The sequence below is a fragment of the Methylicorpusculum sp. genome, assembly GCF_030651835.1.
In the GTDB taxonomy this organism is placed as follows: domain Bacteria; phylum Pseudomonadota; class Gammaproteobacteria; order Methylococcales; family Methylomonadaceae; genus Methylicorpusculum.
Window position 1 is genome coordinate 1 of the sequence record NZ_JAUSBX010000074.1, and the last position, 20,894, is coordinate 20,894.

Here is a 20,894-nt window from a genome sequence, read left to right on the forward strand (position 1 = left end):
GTTATTGAGAACAATTCTTATTAAATGACAGGCATTCCGAAAATAACTGGTTTTTGATGTGCCCGGAAAATTTTTTGAAAAATAAATCGCCCACTTTGATGCGGAAACTTTGAAAAAACGGCTTTTCCGTTCAGGCACTAATTAAATTGTTTTGCCACCGTTTACGCAGACCCTGTCGATAACTCCTGCAACCCAGGCATAATTTTGAAATTATTGGGAAACTTCAGATTGTAAACTTTTTATAACACGAACTACAGGAAGACGAACGTTGGGATACCAACGACCAGCTTCACACTAATTCAACGCCTCCATCAACAAAAACTCGATTCTTGTGCTTACCTCCGCCGATAATTCTGATTATGAGAGCAATGAAGCTGGCAGGCACGAAGCAATGCGCACCTGCTGACTTTTTTTGCTTCCTTCAACTCCAGGCTTGATCTATCCTTTTCAACCATAAGGTTATGCGTTCTTCTGTCAGTTCTTTTTGATTTTCTTCATCCAAAACCAGACCGACAAATTGATCATCCATTATCGCCTTGGAAAATTTAAATTTGTAACCTGAGGCATCCCAGCCATCACCGATAATTTCAGCCCCGCATTCAGTAAACGCATCATAAATATCCCGTAAAGCGCTGGCGAAATTGCTGCTGTACGATTTTTGGTTGCCCAAACCATACAAGGCTACTTTTTTACCCTCAAATGAATGGCCTTTCAATTTGGGTAAAAACTCTTCCCAGCTTTCCGTTTGATTGCCGGTCGATTTACCCGGCAGTTCGCCTTCGCCATAAGTCGGTGTGCCTAAAATCAACACATCGTAAATCAGCAAATCCTCAACACCGGCATTACGAATATTGACGGGCTTGTCGGCTTGAGAGCCTATGCTTTTTGCAATCGACTTGGCAACACGCCGCGTCGAGCCTGTATCAGTTCCAAAAATCACGCCTACTTTCGCCATGGTGCCGACCCTTAAAGTTGAATTTGTAATAAACCCGGAACCGACGTCTTATGTAAATTTCCCCATTCTTCAGGCGTATACGTTTTTAAAGTAACCGCGTGCAAACGTCCGGATGCCAACGCTTCTGTCAACACAGCCATCACACCTTGCTGCTTCTTTACCAGCGGCAAGGCCTGAAAATGCTGACTGATCACCGTAATCGACAAATTACACCCTTCTCCTTCTATCAATACAGTCGCATCAGGAAAACCGTTTTTTATCAGCTGCTCAACTTCAGCATGCGTTATTACGTGAGTATCAACCGCTTGTGTCTGGTCATCAACGATAGCGCTTTTCAGCAAGGGCAATAAGCTGCCTTCGCTATCCATCGCTTCGACAATATCACAGCCGCCGACCAATTCGCCCTTGACAAACAACTGAGGAAAAGTTGGCCACTTCGATAACTTGGGCAATTTTTCCCGAATAAACGGCGCCTCCAGGACATTGACAAAGGCAAAAGGGATTGCGCAGGCATTAAGAATACCGACCGTTTTGCCAGAAAAACCGCATTGCGGGTCGGAAGGAATACCTTTCATATACAAAATGATCGGATTATCGGCGAGTTGCTTGCGGATTTTGTCTTCGGTGGTCATGATTTTTTCTCTATTTAAAAGGACATTCGGGATGACACTGAAAAGTCTCACAGTGTTTCAAAATCCGGGTGATCAATTGGCATCCGCTGGCTAAGGCCGGGATAGAAACGTTCAGCATCCGAATTTTGATGGGCAATCTTTTTGAACTAATGAGCTTTTTGTTGAACTGGCTCGGGTTCTTCGCGTTCGATCAATTTGATCGTCGTTTCACCCTTGACGGCAGACGCGTCGATAATGCAGGCTTCAACATTGCCCCGGGTCGGCAGTTCGAACATGGGCTTACGTAATATATTCTCAATGATGCTTCGCAATCCACGCGCACCGGTATTTCTGATAATCGCTTTTTCAGCGATTTCAACCAAGGCTTCGCTGGTAAACTCAAGATTGACACCGTCATAGGCGAACAAATGCTGATACTGTTTAACCAGCGCATTTTTGGGTTCGGTCAGTATTTGGATTAACGCATCAATATCCAAAGGTTCCAACGGCGCGAGTATCGGAAACCGGCCGATAAACTCAGGAATCAAGCCAAACCGTTTCAGATCGTCAGGCTCAGTCGCATTCAGCAGTTCTTCCAACGGCGGCTTCAGATTGGAGCGGCTGATATCCAAATGAAAGCCGATCGCAGTGTTGGCCGGTACCAGCCGTTTTTCCACATGTTTTTCCAGCCCCGGAAATGCGCCGCCGGCAATAAATAAAATGTTTCGGGTGTCAATCATGACCGAATCGGTGTTATTGGCATCTTTCCGGCGGCCTTTACAGGGCACTTTAACCTGCGATCCTTCGACCAACCTGAGCAACGCCTGCTGAACGCCTTCGCCGGAGACATCACGCGTACCGAAGGCCTGCTCAGGACTACGGGCAATTTTATCCACTTCATCCAGATACACAATGCCCCATTCGGCCTTGCCGATATGGCCATCGGCGACATCCAGCAAACGGACTAATATATTTTCCACATCATCGCCGACATAACCGGCCTGCGTCAGCGTCGTCGCATCGGCCACCACAAACGGAACACCGACAATTTTCGCCAAAGTACTGGCCAGTAAAGTTTTACCGGTTCCGGAAGGGCCTATCAGCAAAATATTGGATTTACCTATTTCGACGTTGCCGGATGCCGATCCCAACCCGCCAATTTGGCTGCTTTCATGTTTCAAACGCTTGTAATGGTTGTATACCGCAACAGACAATATTTCCTTGGCCAAATTCTGGCCAATAATATATTCATCCAGTAAAGCTTTTATTTCGACTGGTTTCGGCAAAGGCCCCTGCATTTCAGCCAATTCTTTCTTTTTTCCCCAACTGGAGACGACCTGATTGGCCAGAACAACGCAGGCCTCGCAAATTTGCCCATCATTTCCGGCAATCAACGGCACATCGATAGAGGCCTCTATCCCGCAAAATGAACACTTTTTATTTTGTTTTTGCATAAAAGCCCCGCTTATTTCACTTAGGTAAACCGGATAACCACGCTTTTTGACAGTTGCGTCGGTAACGCTCCTGCATGATTTCCCGAATTTTAGGCGTCGCCTTTTGCAGCGATAAGGTTTCCGCTTTAACTATCTCAATACATTCAATGATATGAAAACCGACTTCAGTTTCGATTATCTGACTGATTTCATTCAGTTTTAAATTAAACAATACGGCATCGATTTCGGGATATAAGATGCCGCGGGCAAAAACGCCGAGCATGCCCCCTTGCAGAGAAGTCGGACATTCGGAAAATTTAAGCGCCAGATCAGGAAATTTATACGGCTTGTTTTTCAGCTTCAGGCGAATATCCAGCAAGCGCTGACGGGCATTTTCCCGGCTGTTTTCGGGATAATCAGGATTAATCGTAATTAAAATATGACGAACGGTACGTTGTTCCGGGACATTGAACTTTTCAGGGTGGCAATGATAAAAAATGCCTATTTCGACCTCACTCACGCTGGGTGAACGGCTGGCGACTTTATCCATCACCGAATTGACTTTACATTCTCTTTTCAATGCCGCGCGCAATCCATCGCTATTAAGATTATTAAGCTTCAACGTCTCCAGAAAACTTTCGTCATCATCAAACCGGCTACGAATTTCACCATAAGCCCGGTCCAGTTCTTCGTCTGAAATGATAACGCCGGTCGCCTCTTTGGAATTTAAAACCCGGGTTTCGATTTCATAGGCTTTTGATGCGTGAATCCAGGCTTTGGTAAATTGTTCGCTTTCCAATTCGGTTGGGGGTTTTTTAAATAACGCCAACGCCGCTCTTAATAAGGTATAAGGCTCAATCGATACTTCGGCCGTCATAGTCATATCACTCTTCCGGTTCTGAAAAGGTGTCCGGATTAGCCGGTTCCAAAATGCTTTCCGGTACTTGGAGCGTTCTGCCTGGAAATCGGACATGGTATTGAATCGGCTCATATTCTCTTAATACCTTGAGAATTTCGCCTTCCTGCCCTTTTTCGGCCACAACCTGCCCTTGAATGCCTAAATCGATAGTGCTGACCACTTTATCCCGAAATTCAAAACGGCTGGGATTCCATGGCGCATCAGCCAAAATCAGCTCTTCCGCGCGGCAACCGACCATGCGTCCTAAATCAAGAAAATGAACGGTGTAAATCACTTGATCCTGCAAAAAAGTTCCCACTTCAATGACATGACCAACACTGCCGCGCCGGATCAGCAGTTCGCCAACCGCCTTACCGGGATAGGTGCCATCATTACGCACATTGCGGGTCACGCGCACGGCTTCACCAAAATCGAAGCGCTCTTCGTCGAAACGTTCCTCAATCATTACTTGATGTCGGTCAAGGGGACAAATACGGTTTGCGGTTCGCCCATTTTGAATACTTTGAATACTTTTTCGGTTTGCGCGTCGGATTCCACAAAATCGAAATAAGCCCGGTGCAGCAATTGTTTGTAGATGGCCTGCCGTGCGTCTTCATCTTCCGGCATTTTGTCTCCAGCCTGATGCAAATAATCGTGAAAACGCTGCAAAATATGCAGACGGTTAACATGCACGACCGACGGATCGTATTCCAGTTCGAAATACTGTAAAAAGTCCTCTGCCGATTCCAACTCTTCGATTTCTTCTGTAAAGCTCATGACGTTAACCTCGGGTTTAAAATGGACCGATCAGGTCCGTATCGCTAACGATCAAATACACCGCCAATACCGCAAAAATCAGCACTGAAATGACAGCAAGAACAGGTTCGGGTTTTTCTTTAAACATCTGACACCCCTTATAGTGGATGGGATAGCGCTGGAGACGCAAAATCTTGCGTCTCGTCAAGACTCATCATCAAGCCGCTTCTTTATGCTCGTGGGTAAAGCAATCTTTCGGACAGACTTTCGAGCAGGCTTCGCAACCTATACAGTCATTCGCATTTTTAATGTTCATGACCATGCTGTTATCATCATCGTCTTCGAAATCACCGTAATCATCGCCAAAATCTTCCGGATTCAGCACCTCGTCCTTTTCGACCAGATCGAACACATCTCTGGGACACACTTTAAAGCAGCGCCCGCAACCGATGCAGGTCCGTTGATTTAAATCAGTCACATAAGCAGGCGTCCACACGGCGCCGCCAAAGGTTACTCCAGTTACTAAATCAGCCATGTTTGCTCCTTACGCAGTTTCAGATTGGGCTGCAAGCAGTTTTTGGTTGGCTTCGTCCCACGCTTTACAGGCGTCAAAGGTTGCCTGGGCAATTCCCATCAGTTCCCCGTAAGCATCGGGCAACTTGTCTTCAATTAAATCATGCAATTCCATGGCTTGTTCACTGGCCAGCCGCTTGTTTTTTTTGACTTCCTTTTCCAATGCCTTGATTTCTTCGGGTGTCATGACACGCTCCCTAGGCTTCCGCCACTTCTTTATGCTTCTCGATAAAAGCCAGCGCCTTTTCGATTTGTTTTTCACTTTCCACACAAAGTGCTTCCAGGCTTGGAAAGCCCCAGCGATGAACATCCCGCAACGTTTTATCGGTTACGATCAATTTACCAACCATGATCAATGCCCTACCAAAACCTTCATGTGTCAAATTGACAAACGGCACCGCCATCAAACCGGTTTTCTTCTCTATCAACGATGCAATGGCGTTGTAATAGGACTTTAGCCGCGTGATGGTGATTTCATCAGGATCGCCGACAATCGGAATCTCGCGTTTACGCTCTTTGGTCAAAATCAGCGGATCGATGATCTTTTCCTCAGGCCAGCCTTCAAAAGTGTCATAAGTGTCGACGGCACGTAATTGTTTGAGCATTTCCACAACGAAATCCGAACTCATGTACGGATCGTTTTCTTCGATGACGAGTGCTGCTTGGGACATAGTGTGTTTCCTCGATAGAGATCAATTAGATAAAATTGTAGGACTGAATCATTCCGACCACCCCTCTTCTTCCATTTCATCGAAACGTGAAGCATCGGGACTTTTGGCTTTATTCAGTGCTTTAACCAGCCAGCTTGAAGGGCCGGTGTTTAATTCGTTTTGCAAATCGGCAATTAAATCGGCGATTCGGCTGCCTTCGTGTACCTTGACCGGTTGTATACCCTGAGCCACCAGCTGTTTGATGGCTGAGGCACCGACAGCCTGACAGTAAACCGCAGCACAACCTTCTAGCATCTGCATTTTGACCGACAATTTTTGTTCATTTCCGTCCTGATCCAGTTCGCCGAACTGGGCAGCTTCCAGTAATTCATATCGCTCCGGATTCACGGCATAGACTGCGAACGACCTGGAGGAGCCGAAATGCTGATTGACTGTTTTCATGTCGGTGGTGGCGAAAGCGACTTTGATGGCGGTATCCATGGCTAGACTCTGCTCGTTGGTTTGGACAATATGCATACGCCGAGTTAGTGACATGACGGCGAGACCTGTTGTCTTTCGTTTTCAGGTTTTTGCGCGTAGACCGAGTGATAAGGCGCTATCTCCTCATGGGCAAAATTGATGACCAGATTAGCCAAATCGAACAAGGCCTGTCGGGTTCCACGATAGCCTATCCAGGTCTTCTGATAACCACCGATGATGTCATAAAGAGGAAATCCGGCACGCAAAACCGGAATACCCAATCGTTCGGCTGTCGCAACAGCGTGTGAATTGCCGATCAGTAATTGCGCTTTGTGGGCTTTGGCCGTTAACTCCAGATCTTCCAGATCGCCAATTTTGATGCTCGCCGTTTTCGCGTCGGCCAATACCGGCGCATTCGCAGCACTGATTGCCGCAACAACCTCGGATCCCATTTCATTAACCAGATCAATCAAGGCATTGAGTTGATCGGGGTCTGCAGCAATCGCAATACGCAATTGACCCAACATAAAATGCGTGTCCAGCATCGTATCCTGCAACTGCGCGCGTTGACGCTCGATGCGTTCCGGCACATCCTGCCCGGCAATTTCGCTGAGTGCGCAAATCAATGCATCGCTCGCAGCTAAACCATAACAATGCTTAAAAAAGTAACTGGGTACCTGGGTTTTTTCCTGCAGCAATTCACCGGCTTTTTGCAAAGAAGCGCCGATGACCAGTGTTGCCTTGGCATAGCCCAAGGTAGCCATTTCAGAAACCGGAGTTCCGCCGATAGTCACCGGCGAGAAATCCTGATCGGTCAATACCCCGTCCAGTGAATCGGAAATATCGGGTACAAATACCGGTCTCAGTTGAAATTGCTCCATTAATTCCCGTAAAGATTCCAGATCGCCTGGCGTCAACATAGGACCGGCCAATACGTTGACCTGCCGTTTACGTTTACCGGGCGCAGTTCCGGCAACAGCGGCATCCGGAACCAGCACCCGGATGATTTCAGTCAGCGTAGCGGCATAACCGGTTTCAACACAGCCGGTAAAATCAGGCGTATTAACCGCAACAACGGCGACATGATCAAACTCCGGATATTTTGCGCGAAATTCGCGGACATTTCGGTGCACATCGGCACCCTGTGTTTCGGCCAAACCCGTCGTCAAAACCGTAATCAAAGCCGGATTTGATTTTTCGGCAATCGCTTTTAAACCCTCAACCACATTTTCGTCAGCCCCCATTACCGAACTGCCCTGATCCATCGCGGTTGACTGCAACGGTATCGGTTCCCTGAAATGACGCACGAAAAACACTTTGGCAAAGGCGGTGCACCCCTGCGAACCATGAAGCATGGGGATGGCCTTATCGAAACCGAGTGTCGCCAATGAACCGCCAATCGGTTGACTGGCTTTCAGTGGATTGACCGATAATGCTTTTTTACGTTTGTGTATTTCAGCCATAGTCGTTACCCGGTATGAGGATGTGCATGACTGACCGCAGAGGTAGGCGATACGTAGCCTGCTTTCCAGGGTGCAGGGGCACGAACTGCCGGCCAGACCGGACTTTCTATCGTCAACGCCAATTGGCGGACCAGTTCCAGCATGCCCTGATAGCCTTCATAGCCGAATTCGCGCTCCTGGTTGATATCCAAAAACGGAACGCGTGCTTTCAATGCGGTATACATATTTCTGCCGCCCGCAATCAAAATATCGGCTTGATAATCCTTGACGATTTTCAGCAGCGCCCTAGGACTGCCGTCATCGATCATCACTGTATCTTCACCCATCAATTCACGGATACGGGCTTTATCTTCTTCGGTTGATTTTTTGGTCCCGGTTGCAACGACGACCATACCCAAATCCTGCAAGGCCGAAATCACCGACCAGCTTTTAACCCCACCCGTAAATAACAGCACACGTTTGCCCGCCAATCTCTCCCGCCACGGTTCAAGTTCCTTTCGGATGCGCGTTTCTTCACGAACAATCAATGCTTCAGTGCGGGCCAGTAAATCGGCATCGTTCAGTGATTTGGCAAAATCCCGTAACGATTGACTGGTATCGGTAATTCCGTAAAAACTACCTTCAAACCAGGGCGTGCCGTATTGCTGTTGTAATTTTCGCGCGACATTAACCATCGCCTTGGAACACACCATCATGTTAACTTCAGCCTTGTGCATGGTTTGTACTTCGCGAAACCGCGCATCACCTGACAAGGTACACAAGACGCGTAAACCCAGTTCATCCAGAAGCGGCAGCACATGCCAGAACTCGCCGGCGATATTGTATTCACCGATCAGATTGACATCGTGCACCCTGATCCCAGGTCTTTCTGACAATTTAGGTAACGGATCCGGATCACGGGTGCCCACCACATATTTGACCATCGCATCACCGGCGATCCGGTTACCCAAATTTTTGGTACCGTAAAATCCGGCACAATCGACCGGCACAACTGGCACACCCCAGCGCTGGATCGCTTCCTTACAGACGGCATTAATATCGTCACCGACTAACGCAGGTACACAGGTGTTATAAACAAAAACCGCAGGCGGATGATACGTATCAATGGCCTGCTTGATGGAATGGAACAAGCGTTTTTCGCTGCGTCCCATGATGACATCCTGCTCTGTTAAATCAGTGGTCATGCCGACTTTATAGAGATCGGAACCTGACGAACGGGTGCCCCGGTTATCCCAAGAACTTCCTGCACATGCAATAGGGCCATGAACGATATGCGCTACATCGGCAATCGGCAACAACGCTATTTGAGCACCATCAAAAGCACAACCCCCTGCTGCCGAACCGGGCTTTGGCTTGGCACAACCGGATTTCTCCTTTTTGTTATGCTCGCAAGCCGGTTCATCCAACAATTCGGCAATATCTTTGGTAGATTTCATCGCTTGATTCCTAAAGTAGTTAACAAGACTTTAGCAACCGCCGTGCCAGCGTTGATTTTGTTGATTTTAGTGGTACTTCAAAGTAAACGTTGTGTAGCAAATGCGACAAACGCAAGTTTTATGAAGGAAATCGGATGTAGGAGGCCGTTTTGTTCCTCCCTGTCCTTATGGGATATAGCGTAGCAAAAAGGCAGCGGTATCATCCCTGTCATGTTCCACGGGCGGGCGCGCAAGTTCTTTATTAAGTGAGGCCGGCTTCAGCCTAAAGGAATTGTCAGCTATTTTGGGGGTATGTCGACAAACCACGTCAACTTGGCTGAGTAGGAATCGCCCCGCACCCTCAAGACGGTGTTGGCGCAACAGGCCGAACACGGGAACAGCTCGGTCAGCATCGCGTCGCTTAAACGGCTGTGCAAGCACAAGGGACTGGTTTGGAAACGGGTCAGAAAATCATTAAAATCCAAACGTGACCGACTGGCTCGCCCAATCCCAGCTAAAATTGGCGGCATTGACTGAAACTGATGGAAATTCTTTGGCGGAAAATAAAATATGAATGAATGCCATTTACCGCTTACATCTCATTTTTGCCTATCAAGGAAAACCTGTTTGATATTCTCGCCGACATTGGCAAAACTTACCCTATCGAATTCGCTTGAGGAAATGTTGAATGACTTTTGCGCTATGTCTTAATGTGAAGACAGACTCGACCACCCTGCAATCGAGCCTGTCTATTAGATTTAAATTTTTAAGTGATGTTTAGTCGATAATTTCGGTGGGCAGCATCTCCACTTGGCCATTGATCAGTGGCGAATCATAACTGTAAATAGCCGGGTTGTAGGCGGTATCGACATATCCGACATTCAAGGGGACTGTTGTTTCGGTTCCTGAATGGCTATAGCTGTAAATGGCCGGACCATTAGCCTGGCTGACATAAACTAGCTCCGCTTGAAGAGAAGCCTTACTTTGCAAATTACTGGGGTAACTATAAATATTATGGTTTATCGAATGGGACTGAAAGGTAAGTGGCGTGCTACTTTGGATGTTAATCCTGTCGTTCGCACCGGCATTTAATGATAACGAACCGAAAATTAATCCTGAAACGATTATCGCTAAAGCACGTGGTTTTTTTATTATTTGAGTTTTCATAATAGACCTCCTGTTCATGTTTTTTGGTCCATCAGTAAGACTCATCAAGGTAAAAATAGTTCACGGCACGAGTCCATTCCTGGTTTTATTCTTAATTTGCGCCCCTTGGCCAAGAGCTTTTGTTTCTTGAGTAGGTCATCCTTTGATTGCAACAATTCCCAGCTTGATATTTTCAACGCCTTTTGGGCAGGGAAATGCCTTTCGAGGAACGCTGTAAACGCAACCATGGGGCTTGTCGGTAGCGTCGACATCTTCAAAAGGCTTTTTCCCCTTCACATTGAGAATTGCTGCTGTAATTGTCACTCAACCAAAGAACGCTTGGCGGCATGATAGAATCGGTTGTCCATCTCTCCTACCCTTCCGGTGTCAGCCCATGCAAGTCCCGCTAAACAACCAACAAAACAGCCACCGCCATCTATATTTTCAAGTTCTGGCTGCTATTGCTGCGGGTATTTTATTGGGACATTTTTACCCTGATACCGGTGCCCAGATGAAACCCTTGGGTGACGGTTTCATCAAGTTGATAAAAATGATTATTGCGCCCATCATTTTTTGCACCGTGGTTATTGGGATTGCCGGAATGCAGGATATGAAAAAAATAGGCCGGGTGGGTGCCAAGGCCTTAGTGTACTTTGAAATACTCAGCACACTGGCCTTGATTATCGGTCTGATTGTTGTGCATGTTCTTAAACCCGGTGCGGGCATGAATGCCGATGTTGCGAGTCTGGATACCACTGCGCTTAGCGCTTATGCGTCAGCTGCGAAATCACAGTCTGTAGTCGATTTTCTGCTTAATATCATTCCTAACACCGTGATGGATGCGTTTGCAAAAGGGGATATTCTGCAGGTATTGCTTTTTTCTGTTTTGTTTGGTTTTTCATTGGCGGCGATGGGGCACAACGGAAAAGCGGTTGTGATGTTTCTGGAACAGGTTTCACTGGCTTTTTTCGGCATGGTGGCGACGCTGATGAAACTTGCGCCAATCGGTGCTTTCGGGGCGATGGCTTTTACCATTGGAAAATATGGCATTGTTTCACTGATTCCGCTTGCCAAGTTGTTGGGCAGTTTCTACCTGACCTGCTTTTTGTTTATTTTTATTGTGTTGGGCCTGGCTGCAAGGTTTGCAGGATTCAGCATTATTAAATTTATTGCTTACATTCGGGATGAATTGCTGATTGTGTTGGGAACCTCTTCTTCAGAATCCGTGTTACCTCGCATGTTGATCAAGATGGAGCAGTTGGGATGCTCCAAGCCCGTCGTCGGTCTGGTGATTCCTACCGGTTATTCGTTTAACCTGGACGGTACTTCAATCTATCTGACCATGGCGGCTATTTTTGTGGCCCAGGCTACGAACACGCCACTCAGTTGGGAGCAGGAGTTAACCATTCTGGGTGTCTTGCTGCTGACTTCAAAAGGAGCATCGGGGGTGACAGGCAGCGGTTTTATCACACTCACCGCAACTTTATCAGCCATACCTGATATCCCGGTGGCAGGCTTAGCGCTGATTTTAGGTATTGATCGTTTTATGTCCGAAGCTCGGGCTTTAACCAATTTGATCGGCAACGGCGTAGCGACCATTGTGATTTCCAAATGGGAAAATGAGTTATCTGAAAAGCAGCTTGATGCAGCGCTAAAAGGCGACAACCGGCCTTAAGCGACTCCAAACGGTTTGGGGTCTTATTGTCGGCAGCATTAAAAGATTCTGCGTTAACAATGCGTATGTAAGATAATCGGCGGGATTTTTTTCATTTTTAAGTGTGGTTATGAAATTTAAAGCGATGCAGCGCTGCCAATGGTGGCTTCCGATATTGTCGGGAATTTTTATCGGTACCAGCTATATTCCTTTTCCGCCGTGGGCGTCCTTGTTCGGTTTTGTGCCTTTATGGCTATTTTGGATGCAGCAATCAACATTGAAAAATGTGGTATTGGGGGGCATGATCACCTCGTTTGTATTTACGTTGATTGGCTTTAACTGGGTAACCTACCTGCTTCATGAGTTTGCGCACCTTAATTGGACCTTGTCTTTGGTCGGCATGGTCATCTACGGCTTGATAGCGCATTTGTTTGTGCCCATAGCGGGGTTATTCTGGTTTTTATGGCAACGCCGATTTAACCCCTCTCAGCGTCTTTCGCTAGTTATGATGGCGCTGCTAACTACGTTGAGTGAATTTTATTCCTTGACGCTATTTGACTGGAATTTCGGATACAGCTGGTTTGGTGCCGGTGTGCCGCTTTATCAATGGGCTGAATATATTGGCTTTAGCGGTTTAAGCGCGTTAACTTTGCTGACTAACCTGGCTTTTTATCGGGCCTGGGTTAATCGTTCTAACCGGACCGGAAAATTGACGTTGATGGCCGTGGTTTGGGGGTTTGTGTTACTGAATGCCGGCGGTTTATGGCTAAAAAGCCGGGTACCGGCTCCGGATGCTTCGTTAAACACAGTATTGGTCCAGGCCAATATCGGCAATTCTGAAAAAATGGCGGCCGAATTGGGAGAGGGATATACCCTGGAAATATTTAAACGTCATCTTCACCTAACAGATGACGCTTTGGCAAAATCAAAAGACAAAGTAGATTTTGTGTTATGGCCTGAAACGGCCTTTCCCGTTTTGCTGGGCGATGAATTCAAATTTAATGACTATCCATTGGCGTTGAGCCAGTTTTTGAAGGAACGTCAACAAGCCTTGATTACAGGGGCTTACAGTGTAGACAGGTCCGTGCGGTTGATGACGAATTCTTTGTTTGCGCTGGATAGCAACGGTCAGTTGACTGCGCCTCATTACAGCAAGACCATTTTGTTGGCCTTTGGTGAGTATATTCCGGGAGAGCAGTGGTTCCCGGACATCCGTAAATGGCTTCCACCTACCGGTCATTTTGCTCGAGGTGCCGGCCCTACAGCACTGTTAACACTGGACGATTTTAAAATCGGACCACAAATATGTTATGAGAGCCTTTTTCCTAAATTCACGCTTGGTTTGGCGCAATTGGGTGCACAGTTTATTGTCAATGTGACCAATGATTCCTGGTACGGCACCTGGCAGGAGCCTTATCAGCATATGTACATGACGCTGGCACGAGGTGTTGAATTCAGGCGGCCGATTTTGCGGGTGACCAATACCGGAATATCGACCGTTTCTCTGGCAACCGGGCAGATACTGGAACGCTCACCTATCCATGAAGAATGGACAGGACTATATCATGTACCTTATTTAAAGACTCCACCGGTTACTTTTTATCAGAACTATTTTTATTTGGTCCCAATTCTGCTCTGGTGTGGATTGTTGACTTTATTTGTCATGGGTTGGTTTGCCAAGGAGAAGCGCTGAGCAGCAATTCTCAGTTTGATCTTTTCCGCATCATTTTGGGCTGGGAAAAGCCTTTTGAGGAACGCCGTAAACCCTTCCATGAGGGGCTTTACAGCAGCATCTGACCGCCAAGGAGGGTGGAAATGCAGATTTTGTCCGTAATAAAAATCTGCCCTGCTGCCGACATCCTCAAAAAGCTTACCCCTGCCCTTTTTCCCTTCAAATTGAGAATTGCTGCTCGCTGAGACTCGAGTTTTTCCCTTTCGTCGATTTATAGTATCATGATCAGCTTTTCCGGCGGCTTCAGGCGGCGCTTCAACTCAGCACCGCCTGATCCTCCATTATCGTCAGGGTCTTCCAGCTACTGATAGTTGGCCGGTATTGCCGTTGAAAGGCAAATACTGCCAAGCTCTGTTAAACACATCATTTAAAAACAAATAACATGACTGTTGAAGCAAGTGAATTTAAAAATGCGTTACAACTCTGGGCCAGTGGTGTAACAGTCGTTACCACACAATCAGACCGTTTTGGATTGCAGGGCATGACGGCAACCTCTTTTTCCAGTGTTTCACTGGATCCGCCGCAAGTTCTGGTTTGTATCAATGAGAGGGCTGATACCGGAGAGGGCATTGAAGAAAGTCAGCATTTTGCGGTGAATATTTTAACGACCGGGCAGGAGCAAGTGTCTAATGAATTTGCCGGTAAAGCCAGCCAGGAAGACCGCTTCCGAAATGTATCCTGGAGTCAGGGTAAGGAGGGCATGCCTCTCTTAGATGATAGCCTTGCCTCACTTGAATGCCGTGTTCTTCAGAAAGTCAAAGCGGGAACACATTGGATTATTGTCGGTGAAGTGAATAATGTCATCTGCCGCGAGGGTGATCCTTTACTCTATTACAGTACCGCTTATCGAACACTGACTGCCTAATTTTCAGTCCGCCATCAGGGGCAACAGGTAAACGTCCTCTGTACTTTATTGATTTTATGCGAGGCCATTTATGTCAACTGTATTAATCACCGGAGCCAATCGAGGCTTGGGTATCGAATTTGCGGCCCAATTCGCAGCTGAAGGCTGGGATACCATCGCTTGTTGCAGAAATCCTGAAACAGCAGCCGAGTTGAATCAATTAGACAAAAAGTTTCCCAACTTATCGATTGAAGCTTTGGATGTCATGTCTTTTGACCAAATTGATGCGCTTTCGGCACGACTTCAACACAGGCCAATTGATGTACTGATCAATAATGCCGGTGTTTATGGTGATAAGTCAGGTCATGGTTTTGGCGACTTGGATTATCAGATGTGGCAGCAAACGCTGTTAATCAATACCTTAGCCCCGGTTAAAATGGCAGAAGCATTTGTATCCCAATTGGAGCTTGGCGATAAAAAACTGCTGGTCTCTATCACCAGTCAGATGGGAAGCATTGCCGATAACACCAGCGGCGGCAGTATTTTGTATCGTTCCAGCAAGGCGGCTTTAAATGCGGCGATGAAAAGCGTTTCATTGGATCTAAAAGCCAGGGGTTTCGGGGTATTGGTGTTGCATCCCGGATGGGTCAGAACCGATATGGGTGGACCTCAGGGTTTGATTGATGCAAAACAAAGCGTGACTGGCATGCGAAATATAATCGAAAATTTTTCTGCCGAGCAGTCTGGTCAGTTCATTAAATATGACGGATCACTGTTGCCCTGGTGACGCTTTATGGGAGAGATTAAACTGAAGTTCGCGCAGTTTTAATAAGCCGTAAACAGTTTCCAAATGAGGAATGGCAACATTTTTCCTGCGCCCCGCACGAACTGCATTGCCTATGATCGCTTCTATTTCCATCGGCTGGCCGCGTTCAAAATCAAGCAGCATGCTGGTTTTGTAAGGCGGCATCGCGTAGGTATTTTTGATATTGGTATCAATGCTATCGGCCGGTAACTCATGACCACAAGCGCGGGCTATATCGGCTATTTCCTGCATAATCGCGCGCACCAGCTTTTCTTGTGTACCCAAAATTTCCTGAGTCGCCAAACCACCGGATAAGACCGATAAGGGATTGAACGGCGCGTTCCAAATACATTTTTGCCAGCGCGCTGTAACAATGTCGGGTGTCGTCAGGCATGTCATACCGGCTTGATTAATCAACTTGCCTAACAGGTCTGTTTTAGGGCTTATCCCGTCCGGAAAATTACCTAAAACCAGTTTGCCATAAGCCAGATGCAAAATTTCCCCAGGCTCAAGGCGGTTGCAGCAGATAAATGCGAGCCCGCTGATAATTTCATGTTGAGGAAAGGCATCTTGCATTTTCTGTTCGGTTTCGACGCCATTTTGAATGAAGACAATGGCCGTATTCTTATCGACAACTGGTTTTATCAATGCCGGTCCGTCGATGTGTTCCACTGCTTTCGTGCATAAAATGACATAGTCTGCAGAGCCTGAATATTCACCTGCGTGCTTAAGAACTTGACTGGGCCGAAATATCCAATTCCCCAGGTTATGGCTATGGATGCTAAACCCTTGCTGTTTGACCGTTTCATAATCAGAACGGCAGACTACTGCAACATCCGCTCCGGATTTTGCCAGTAAAGCACCATAAAATCCGCCAATGGCACCTGCACCAATGATCAATATTTTAGGGGGTTTCATGCTTGCCGAGTATTTGTTTCAGAAACGGTAGAGTCAGCTTGCGTTTAGCGGCCAGTGTGGCATGGTCCAGTTCAGTCAGTAACTGCCACAAAGTAACCGTATCTCTTGCGTAACGGTTGAACAAAAATCGGCCGACTTGCGGAGAAAGATCAAAACCCAATTGTTTCGCCCTGAAGCTCAAGGCCAATATAATCTCTTCATCGGTAAGCGCTTGGAGTTTAAGCGTCAATCCCCAGTTAAGGCGGGTTTTAAGGTCAGGTAATTCAATGGTCAGCCAATTAGGCGGGCAAGTTGAGGACAGGATTAATCGAAAACCATTATCCCGGTGTCGGTTGTAAAAATTAAAAAATTGCTGTTCCCATTCGGCGTGGCCTGCAATAGCGTCAATATTATCAAAACAAACCACTTCATAGTCTTCCAGACCATTTAATAAACCGGCATCCGGTAAATCCGGATGTATAAACTCATAGTAGAAAGCCGTTTTTTTCTGTTCTTCCGCCAGCAGGCAACAGGCTTGCAGTAAATGAGTTTTTCCAAGGCCCGAACTTCCCCAGATAAAAAGCTGCTGTTCTCCTTCAAATGATACGCATTGAATCAGATGATTAATCGCTTCCTGGTTTTTACCCGGGTAAAAGCTATTAAACGAAGGTCTTAGCCTGTGTTCAAATGCTAAAGGTATCTGCTCGACCATTATTCTTGCTTACGATTTCAGTGCCCGAACATAAAATGTCGCGCCCATAAAGAGCATCAGGCTGAACAGAATCTCAAGCAAAGCAAGTGAGCGTTCGGCTGGATTGACATAGGCTTCTGCTGTACCGTGAATGATATAGATCAAGCTGATATATGCAGCCCATGCGCAGCTTTTTCGCCGGCCGTGCAGCAGTCCTCGCATGGGTAAAAGTAAAGGCGTAACACTTAATAAAAGAATCATTGCCACCGGGAATCGGCTTTCAGTCAACACGGTAGGCCAAAGCATCAGTAATGCAAATAAGCCAAAAAAACCGGTTATGGCGATCGAATGATAAAAAGAGGGTTTCATAATAATGAAATTAAAACAGTTTACACGCTATCTGCAATAAAAAAGAGCAAGTCGTTAAAATGTAAATAGGGTTGTCGTCTTATAAAATAGTCAAAACATTTTCAGGGGGTCGGCCAATTGCCGCTTTATCGTTGGCCAGTACGATAGGTCTTTCAATCAATTTTGGATTGGCGACCATGCCTTCTATTAAAGCCTGGCGATCGAAGTTCAAATTATCCAGGCCGGATTCTTTGTATTCCGCTTCACTTTTACGCATGAGCTCGCGCGGTTCCATGTTTAACTTTTGTAAAATTATGTCCAGCTCCGAAGCTGTGGGCGGCGTTTTCAAGTAGTCAATGATTTCAATATCCAGGCCTTTATCCTGCAACAACTGCAAGGTTTGACGTGATTTACTGCAGCGCGGGTTGTGATAGATTTTTACGTTCATAGGGCAAACATAACAGAATATTAAAACGCTATAATACCATTTTTATTCCTGGTGCCAGCAATAGCAGGGCATCTTTTCAATCGAACAGCGCATCAATAAACAGGACATACCGGTGAACAGTCAGCAGATTCAAGAGCGAGCGAAGCAGTATTGGTTGTTAGCCAGGCTCGACAGACCGATTGGCATTTATATTCTGCTTTGGCCTGCTTTATGGGCGTTATGGCTTGCCAGTGAAGGAAGTCCCAACCTTACCATCTTGTTTGTGTTTTGCGCGGGTGTTGTGCTGATGCGTTCTGCAGGCTGTGTCATCAACGATTATGCGGATCGCGATTTTGATCCTCATGTGGAGCGGACTCGTCAGCGTCCGATAGCCGCCGGTAAGGTTTCCACCAAAGAAGCGCTGATTATTTTTGTGGTGTTGAGTCTTTGCGCCTTTGCGTTGGTGTTACTCCTAAATACGCTGACCATCGCGCTTTCTTTTGGCGGCGCGTTTCTGGCAGCCAGTTACCCTTTTATGAAGCGCTACACGCACTTACCTCAAGCCTATTTGGGAATTGCCTTTGGTTGGGCTGTACCCATGGCTTATGCAGCAGAAACGGATGCGATTCCTCTAACGGCCTGGGTGCTATACATCGCGGTTATCTTATGGGCTCTGGTGTATGACACCATGTATGCAATGGTCGACAAAGAGGACGATCTTAAAATAGGCGTAAAATCCACCGCAATCTTATTCGGTGACAAAGACCGGGAAATTATGGGTGGGCTTCAGTTGCTCATCATGAGTTTGCTACTGACGGTAGGCTATTTGCAAGGAATGGGATGGCTCTATTATGCGGGGTTATGTTCCGGGGCCGGATTTTTTATTTATCAACAACAGTTGATTTTTAAGCGTGAAAAATCCCAATGTTTTAAGGCTTTTTTAAATAACAACTGGTTCGGTTTGGTTGTGTTTATAGGTATTGTGCTCGATTATTGGGTGCGTTGATACAGCCTTCATGGACACATTGTTCTTCTGGTGTTCGAAGCTGATCTGGGCAATTGCTTCACCCGATCACCTTTTGCTTTTTGCCATAACTCTGGCCTGTGTTCTTTTTGGCTTGGGTCGTTATCAATCGGCGAAGCGATTGCTGACAGCTTGTGTTCTGACTTTTTGGATCATCGCCCTAATGCCGATTGGTCATTGGCTTTTGGCGCCGCTGGAATCAAAATTTCCGGTTAATCCACCTTTGCCTGATCATATTGACGGCATCATCATGTTAGGCGGCAATGAAAAAATCGAAGCCAGCATCAAATGGCAACAGGTTGAACTCAAGGCCTATACCGAACGTGCTTTGGCGTTTATGCGCTTAGCCAGGCAATATCCGGATGCAAAACGGGTATTCGCAGGAGGCTCGGGCGGACTGACAACGTTAACAAATTCAGAAGCCGATATCGCCGCCCAGCTGTTTCAAGAACAGGGCTTGGATATTTCCAACATTCAATTCGAACGCAATTCAAGAAATACCTACGAAAACGCACTATTAACCAAGAAGTTAGTAAAGCCGAAGACTGGCGAGTTCTGGTTATTAATCACCAGCGCCTCTCATATGCCGCGTGCGATTGGTGTGTTTTGTCAGGCTGATTGGCGTGTTACAGCTTATCCGGTGGATCATTGGACAACGCCATCGCAGCAGGTGAAGCTTGACTTTGCTTTTGCAGAGCATCTGGAGCAATTTGTTTACGGAACACGAGAATGGCTAGGCCTTGCCGGGTATTATTTTTCAGGAAAAATCAGGGAATTGGCCCCGAAAACATGCATCAAAAGTTAACTCAAAAAAGGGTTTGCAGTCATAAAAAAGTTCTGTATAATGCGCAGCTTCTTCGCTGGTGTAGCTCAGTTGGTAGAGCAGCTGATTTGTAATCAGCCGGTCGCGGGTTCGAGTCCCATCACCAGCTCCAATAAAATCAAGGCCTTAGGTTTTTTACCAAGGCCTTTTTTTATTCCTAGGTAACACATAGGTAACAAATTAACTGAAACTTTCTGAAACAATGAAAGGGCTATTCAGGAAATTTTGATCGATCTAATCTAGCCACTAAGAATTGACTCCCTGCCCATAAATCACATGACAAAACAGCCCATCAGGTTTAAAGGTTATTTTGTAGTCGTTAAATATTGGCTCATCACTGGATGGCAATACCTCTCTCGTCGGTTCGCCTGTAAATATTGATTGAAAGCGAGGGCCTTGATGAATTTCAACGTCTACCCTTTATGACTATTTTTGAGCATTCTTCGTAGTCCGGTTTATCGATGTTCGGTTTTGTGAACCCGTTCCGCATACCCCTCCAAAATATTCTATCAATCAAATCCAATAAATTGACTTAATGCGTGCGCTTAAGATAATTGTCTTTTGATTTCATGCGCTTAAGTGCTTGTCAAAAGTCAATATAAGATTTTTCGGTGATCTGGGATAAAAAATCATTATGATAAAATTGAGTTACAAACCTAAACCAATCGATTTAATCGAGTGAGTAGGTGGACCGGACCAGTCCGACTTAAATGCCGAGACAATGACTGGCGGGTTAATTTTTCTGTGAGAACTCAAGATGAAACAAAATTTAACATTTATTCGCTCAAGAGATGTGCAGGAAATTTATGGAATCTCCCGAACAACCACATGGCGTTATGTTCGGCAGGGCAAACTGCCGCCGCCAACAAAAATCTCAGAGGGAATATGCGGCTGGGACCGAGCTCGCCTGGATGAATTTTTCGGAATTAAATCGGAGGTTACCAAAACTGAATAACCCGGCGAATTCAACCACAAAGTCGCAAACTTTAATTTTTATCAGCGACATATTCGACTAAATCAGAGATTTGGCAATCAAAAAATTTGCAAAGCGAATCAAGATTGTTGGTCGTTGTATTGTGACCTAATGGGTTATTAATTTTTGACAGTGTTGTTCTATTCACCCCCGTCACATTGGAAACCTCCTCAAGTGTTATTTTTCGGCCTTCCCTAAAGGACTTTTCAGCAAGAAGTTCTTTCAATTTAAATCTAAGCATAAGTTATTTAGTCACAAAATGTTCTTGACAGGAACAATTATCATTGTAGAATGTT

25 protein-coding genes and 1 tRNA gene are annotated in these 20,894 nt (G+C 46.2%); 8 read left to right on the forward strand and 18 right to left on the reverse strand.

Translation table 11 applies throughout. The features are described 5' to 3' along the window. Positions 1–421: 421 nt before the first annotated feature. From Q7V32_RS08920 to Q7V32_RS08980, 13 genes are all read right to left on the reverse strand, one after another. Positions 422–955, reverse strand: coding sequence for a flavodoxin (locus tag Q7V32_RS08920; protein WP_304896633.1), 534 nt, complete (start codon positions 953–955; stop codon positions 422–424). An 11-nt stretch (positions 956–966) separates the two neighbouring features. Continuing rightward, positions 967–1,587 (reverse strand): Grx4 family monothiol glutaredoxin, encoded by a 621-nt coding sequence (gene grxD, locus Q7V32_RS08925; protein WP_304896634.1) that lies wholly within the window; start codon positions 1,585–1,587, stop codon positions 967–969. Positions 1,588–1,733: 146 nt separating this feature from the next. Next, positions 1,734–3,020 carry an ATP-dependent Clp protease ATP-binding subunit ClpX gene (clpX, locus tag Q7V32_RS08930; protein WP_304896635.1) on the reverse strand — a complete coding sequence of 429 codons (1,287 nt, stop codon included), beginning with the start codon at positions 3,018–3,020 and terminating at the stop codon, positions 1,734–1,736. 16 nt (positions 3,021–3,036) lie between these two features. Beyond that, positions 3,037–3,882 (reverse strand): nitrogen fixation protein NifM, encoded by an 846-nt coding sequence (gene nifM / locus Q7V32_RS08935; protein ID WP_304896636.1) that lies wholly within the window; start codon positions 3,880–3,882, stop codon positions 3,037–3,039. A gap of 1 nt (position 3,883) precedes the next feature. Then, on the reverse strand, positions 3,884–4,363 hold the full coding sequence (locus Q7V32_RS08940) for a nitrogen fixation protein NifZ (RefSeq protein WP_304896637.1): 480 nt from the start codon (positions 4,361–4,363) through the stop codon (positions 3,884–3,886). After that, positions 4,363–4,674, reverse strand: coding sequence for a nitrogenase-stabilizing/protective protein NifW (gene nifW, locus Q7V32_RS08945; RefSeq protein ID WP_304896638.1), 312 nt, complete (start codon positions 4,672–4,674; stop codon positions 4,363–4,365). Before nifW ends, Q7V32_RS08940 begins: the two co-directional genes overlap by 1 nt. 196 nt (positions 4,675–4,870) lie before the next feature. Continuing rightward, entirely contained in the window at positions 4,871–5,188 is a 318-nt protein-coding gene (gene fdxB, locus Q7V32_RS08950) for a ferredoxin III, nif-specific (protein ID WP_159658787.1), read from the reverse strand. 9 nt (positions 5,189–5,197) lie between these two features. Next, entirely contained in the window at positions 5,198–5,413 is a 216-nt protein-coding gene (locus tag Q7V32_RS08955) for a CCE_0567 family metalloprotein (RefSeq protein ID WP_304896639.1), read from the reverse strand. 10 nt (positions 5,414–5,423) lie between these two features. Beyond that, complete coding sequence (locus Q7V32_RS08960; protein WP_159658785.1) at positions 5,424–5,897, reverse strand: NifX-associated nitrogen fixation protein; 474 nt, start codon at positions 5,895–5,897, stop codon at positions 5,424–5,426. Positions 5,898–5,945: 48 nt separating this feature from the next. Beyond that, entirely contained in the window at positions 5,946–6,377 is a 432-nt protein-coding gene (nifX, locus tag Q7V32_RS08965; protein WP_305324233.1) for a nitrogen fixation protein NifX, read from the reverse strand. A 44-nt stretch (positions 6,378–6,421) separates the two neighbouring features. Then, complete coding sequence (gene nifN / locus Q7V32_RS08970) at positions 6,422–7,819, reverse strand: nitrogenase iron-molybdenum cofactor biosynthesis protein NifN (RefSeq protein ID WP_304896641.1); 1,398 nt, start codon at positions 7,817–7,819, stop codon at positions 6,422–6,424. Positions 7,820–7,824: 5 nt separating this feature from the next. Continuing rightward, complete coding sequence (gene nifE, locus Q7V32_RS08975; RefSeq protein ID WP_304896642.1) at positions 7,825–9,255, reverse strand: nitrogenase iron-molybdenum cofactor biosynthesis protein NifE; 1,431 nt, start codon at positions 9,253–9,255, stop codon at positions 7,825–7,827. A 756-nt stretch (positions 9,256–10,011) separates the two neighbouring features. Continuing rightward, positions 10,012–10,401 (reverse strand): hypothetical protein, encoded by a 390-nt coding sequence (locus tag Q7V32_RS08980; RefSeq protein ID WP_304896643.1) that lies wholly within the window; start codon positions 10,399–10,401, stop codon positions 10,012–10,014. A gap of 373 nt (positions 10,402–10,774) precedes the next feature. Between Q7V32_RS08980 and Q7V32_RS08985 the strand changes: the two genes are divergently transcribed. From Q7V32_RS08985 to Q7V32_RS09000, 4 genes are all read left to right on the forward strand, one after another. After that, the gene (locus tag Q7V32_RS08985) at positions 10,775–12,055 is read left to right on the forward strand and encodes a dicarboxylate/amino acid:cation symporter (protein ID WP_304896644.1); all 1,281 of its coding nucleotides are present in this window, start codon (positions 10,775–10,777) and stop codon (positions 12,053–12,055) included. Positions 12,056–12,164: 109 nt separating this feature from the next. Next, a complete protein-coding gene (lnt, locus tag Q7V32_RS08990; protein WP_304896645.1) occupies positions 12,165–13,727 on the forward strand; it encodes an apolipoprotein N-acyltransferase in 1,563 nt (520 codons plus the stop codon). Positions 13,728–14,148: 421 nt separating this feature from the next. Beyond that, a complete protein-coding gene (locus Q7V32_RS08995; RefSeq protein WP_304896646.1) occupies positions 14,149–14,631 on the forward strand; it encodes a flavin reductase family protein in 483 nt (160 codons plus the stop codon). A 70-nt stretch (positions 14,632–14,701) separates the two neighbouring features. Continuing rightward, a complete protein-coding gene (locus tag Q7V32_RS09000; RefSeq protein WP_304896647.1) occupies positions 14,702–15,397 on the forward strand; it encodes an SDR family oxidoreductase in 696 nt (231 codons plus the stop codon). Here the strand turns inward: Q7V32_RS09000 and Q7V32_RS09005 are convergent. The 4 genes from Q7V32_RS09005 to arsC form a co-directional block, all read right to left on the reverse strand. Beyond that, the gene (locus Q7V32_RS09005; RefSeq protein ID WP_304896648.1) at positions 15,380–16,333 is read right to left on the reverse strand and encodes a ketopantoate reductase family protein; all 954 of its coding nucleotides are present in this window, start codon (positions 16,331–16,333) and stop codon (positions 15,380–15,382) included. The two genes, Q7V32_RS09000 and Q7V32_RS09005, sit on opposite strands and share 18 nt — an antisense overlap. Then, entirely contained in the window at positions 16,320–17,024 is a 705-nt protein-coding gene (gene hda, locus Q7V32_RS09010; RefSeq protein ID WP_304896649.1) for a DnaA regulatory inactivator Hda, read from the reverse strand. The genes Q7V32_RS09005 and hda overlap by 14 nt, the downstream gene beginning before the upstream one ends. Before the next feature lie 9 nt (positions 17,025–17,033). Further along, the gene (locus Q7V32_RS09015) at positions 17,034–17,372 is read right to left on the reverse strand and encodes a DUF2069 domain-containing protein (RefSeq protein ID WP_304896650.1); all 339 of its coding nucleotides are present in this window, start codon (positions 17,370–17,372) and stop codon (positions 17,034–17,036) included. 79 nt (positions 17,373–17,451) lie between these two features. After that, a complete protein-coding gene (gene arsC, locus Q7V32_RS09020; protein ID WP_304896651.1) occupies positions 17,452–17,799 on the reverse strand; it encodes an arsenate reductase (glutaredoxin) in 348 nt (115 codons plus the stop codon). Positions 17,800–17,911: 112 nt separating this feature from the next. Here arsC and ubiA point away from each other — a divergent pair, with 112 nt between their 5' ends. From ubiA to Q7V32_RS09040, 4 genes are all read left to right on the forward strand, one after another. After that, the gene (gene ubiA / locus Q7V32_RS09025) at positions 17,912–18,784 is read left to right on the forward strand and encodes a 4-hydroxybenzoate octaprenyltransferase (protein WP_304896652.1); all 873 of its coding nucleotides are present in this window, start codon (positions 17,912–17,914) and stop codon (positions 18,782–18,784) included. A gap of 10 nt (positions 18,785–18,794) precedes the next feature. Next, complete coding sequence (locus Q7V32_RS09030) at positions 18,795–19,607, forward strand: YdcF family protein (protein ID WP_304896653.1); 813 nt, start codon at positions 18,795–18,797, stop codon at positions 19,605–19,607. Positions 19,608–19,661: 54 nt separating this feature from the next. Further along, positions 19,662–19,737 (forward strand) — tRNA-Thr (locus Q7V32_RS09035). A gap of 645 nt (positions 19,738–20,382) precedes the next feature. Beyond that, a complete protein-coding gene (locus tag Q7V32_RS09040; RefSeq protein ID WP_304896654.1) occupies positions 20,383–20,580 on the forward strand; it encodes an AlpA family transcriptional regulator in 198 nt (65 codons plus the stop codon). A 31-nt stretch (positions 20,581–20,611) separates the two neighbouring features. Here Q7V32_RS09040 and Q7V32_RS20825 read toward each other — a convergent pair whose 3' ends face one another. Then, a complete protein-coding gene (locus tag Q7V32_RS20825) occupies positions 20,612–20,839 on the reverse strand; it encodes a helix-turn-helix domain-containing protein (protein ID WP_159659310.1) in 228 nt (75 codons plus the stop codon). Positions 20,840–20,894 lie beyond the last annotated feature (55 nt).

What these genes read in the sequence shown, in the direction of transcription:
- grxD (WP_304896634.1), bottom strand. Translation starts at nt 1,587, where the DNA reads ATGACCACCGAAGACAAAATCCGCAAGCAACTCGCCGATAATCCGATC.
- Q7V32_RS08940 (WP_304896637.1), bottom strand. Translation starts at nt 4,363, where the DNA reads ATGATTGAGGAACGTTTCGACGAAGAGCGCTTCGATTTTGGTGAAGCC.
- Q7V32_RS09030 (WP_304896653.1), top strand. Translation starts at nt 18,795, where the DNA reads ATGGACACATTGTTCTTCTGGTGTTCGAAGCTGATCTGGGCAATTGCT.
- Q7V32_RS09040 (WP_304896654.1), top strand. Translation starts at nt 20,383, where the DNA reads ATGAAACAAAATTTAACATTTATTCGCTCAAGAGATGTGCAGGAAATT.
- nifW (WP_304896638.1), bottom strand. Translation starts at nt 4,674, where the DNA reads ATGAGCTTTACAGAAGAAATCGAAGAGTTGGAATCGGCAGAGGACTTT.
- Q7V32_RS09000 (WP_304896647.1), top strand. Translation starts at nt 14,702, where the DNA reads ATGTCAACTGTATTAATCACCGGAGCCAATCGAGGCTTGGGTATCGAA.
- nifM (WP_304896636.1), bottom strand. Translation starts at nt 3,882, where the DNA reads ATGACTATGACGGCCGAAGTATCGATTGAGCCTTATACCTTATTAAGA.
- Q7V32_RS08980 (WP_304896643.1), bottom strand. Translation starts at nt 10,401, where the DNA reads ATGAAAACTCAAATAATAAAAAAACCACGTGCTTTAGCGATAATCGTT.
- Q7V32_RS08995 (WP_304896646.1), top strand. Translation starts at nt 14,149, where the DNA reads ATGACTGTTGAAGCAAGTGAATTTAAAAATGCGTTACAACTCTGGGCC.
- Q7V32_RS08985 (WP_304896644.1), top strand. Translation starts at nt 10,775, where the DNA reads ATGCAAGTCCCGCTAAACAACCAACAAAACAGCCACCGCCATCTATAT.
- Q7V32_RS08960 (WP_159658785.1), bottom strand. Translation starts at nt 5,897, where the DNA reads ATGTCCCAAGCAGCACTCGTCATCGAAGAAAACGATCCGTACATGAGT.
- Q7V32_RS20825 (WP_159659310.1), bottom strand. Translation starts at nt 20,839, where the DNA reads ATGCTTAGATTTAAATTGAAAGAACTTCTTGCTGAAAAGTCCTTTAGG.
- clpX (WP_304896635.1), bottom strand. Translation starts at nt 3,020, where the DNA reads ATGCAAAAACAAAATAAAAAGTGTTCATTTTGCGGGATAGAGGCCTCT.
- nifN (WP_304896641.1), bottom strand. Translation starts at nt 7,819, where the DNA reads ATGGCTGAAATACACAAACGTAAAAAAGCATTATCGGTCAATCCACTG.
- Q7V32_RS09015 (WP_304896650.1), bottom strand. Translation starts at nt 17,372, where the DNA reads ATGAAACCCTCTTTTTATCATTCGATCGCCATAACCGGTTTTTTTGGC.
- lnt (WP_304896645.1), top strand. Translation starts at nt 12,165, where the DNA reads ATGAAATTTAAAGCGATGCAGCGCTGCCAATGGTGGCTTCCGATATTG.
- fdxB (WP_159658787.1), bottom strand. Translation starts at nt 5,188, where the DNA reads ATGGCTGATTTAGTAACTGGAGTAACCTTTGGCGGCGCCGTGTGGACG.
- Q7V32_RS08920 (WP_304896633.1), bottom strand. Translation starts at nt 955, where the DNA reads ATGGCGAAAGTAGGCGTGATTTTTGGAACTGATACAGGCTCGACGCGG.
- arsC (WP_304896651.1), bottom strand. Translation starts at nt 17,799, where the DNA reads ATGAACGTAAAAATCTATCACAACCCGCGCTGCAGTAAATCACGTCAA.
- Q7V32_RS09005 (WP_304896648.1), bottom strand. Translation starts at nt 16,333, where the DNA reads ATGAAACCCCCTAAAATATTGATCATTGGTGCAGGTGCCATTGGCGGA.
- Q7V32_RS08955 (WP_304896639.1), bottom strand. Translation starts at nt 5,413, where the DNA reads ATGACACCCGAAGAAATCAAGGCATTGGAAAAGGAAGTCAAAAAAAAC.
- nifX (WP_305324233.1), bottom strand. Translation starts at nt 6,377, where the DNA reads ATGGATACCGCCATCAAAGTCGCTTTCGCCACCACCGACATGAAAACA.
- nifE (WP_304896642.1), bottom strand. Translation starts at nt 9,255, where the DNA reads ATGAAATCTACCAAAGATATTGCCGAATTGTTGGATGAACCGGCTTGC.
- hda (WP_304896649.1), bottom strand. Translation starts at nt 17,024, where the DNA reads ATGGTCGAGCAGATACCTTTAGCATTTGAACACAGGCTAAGACCTTCG.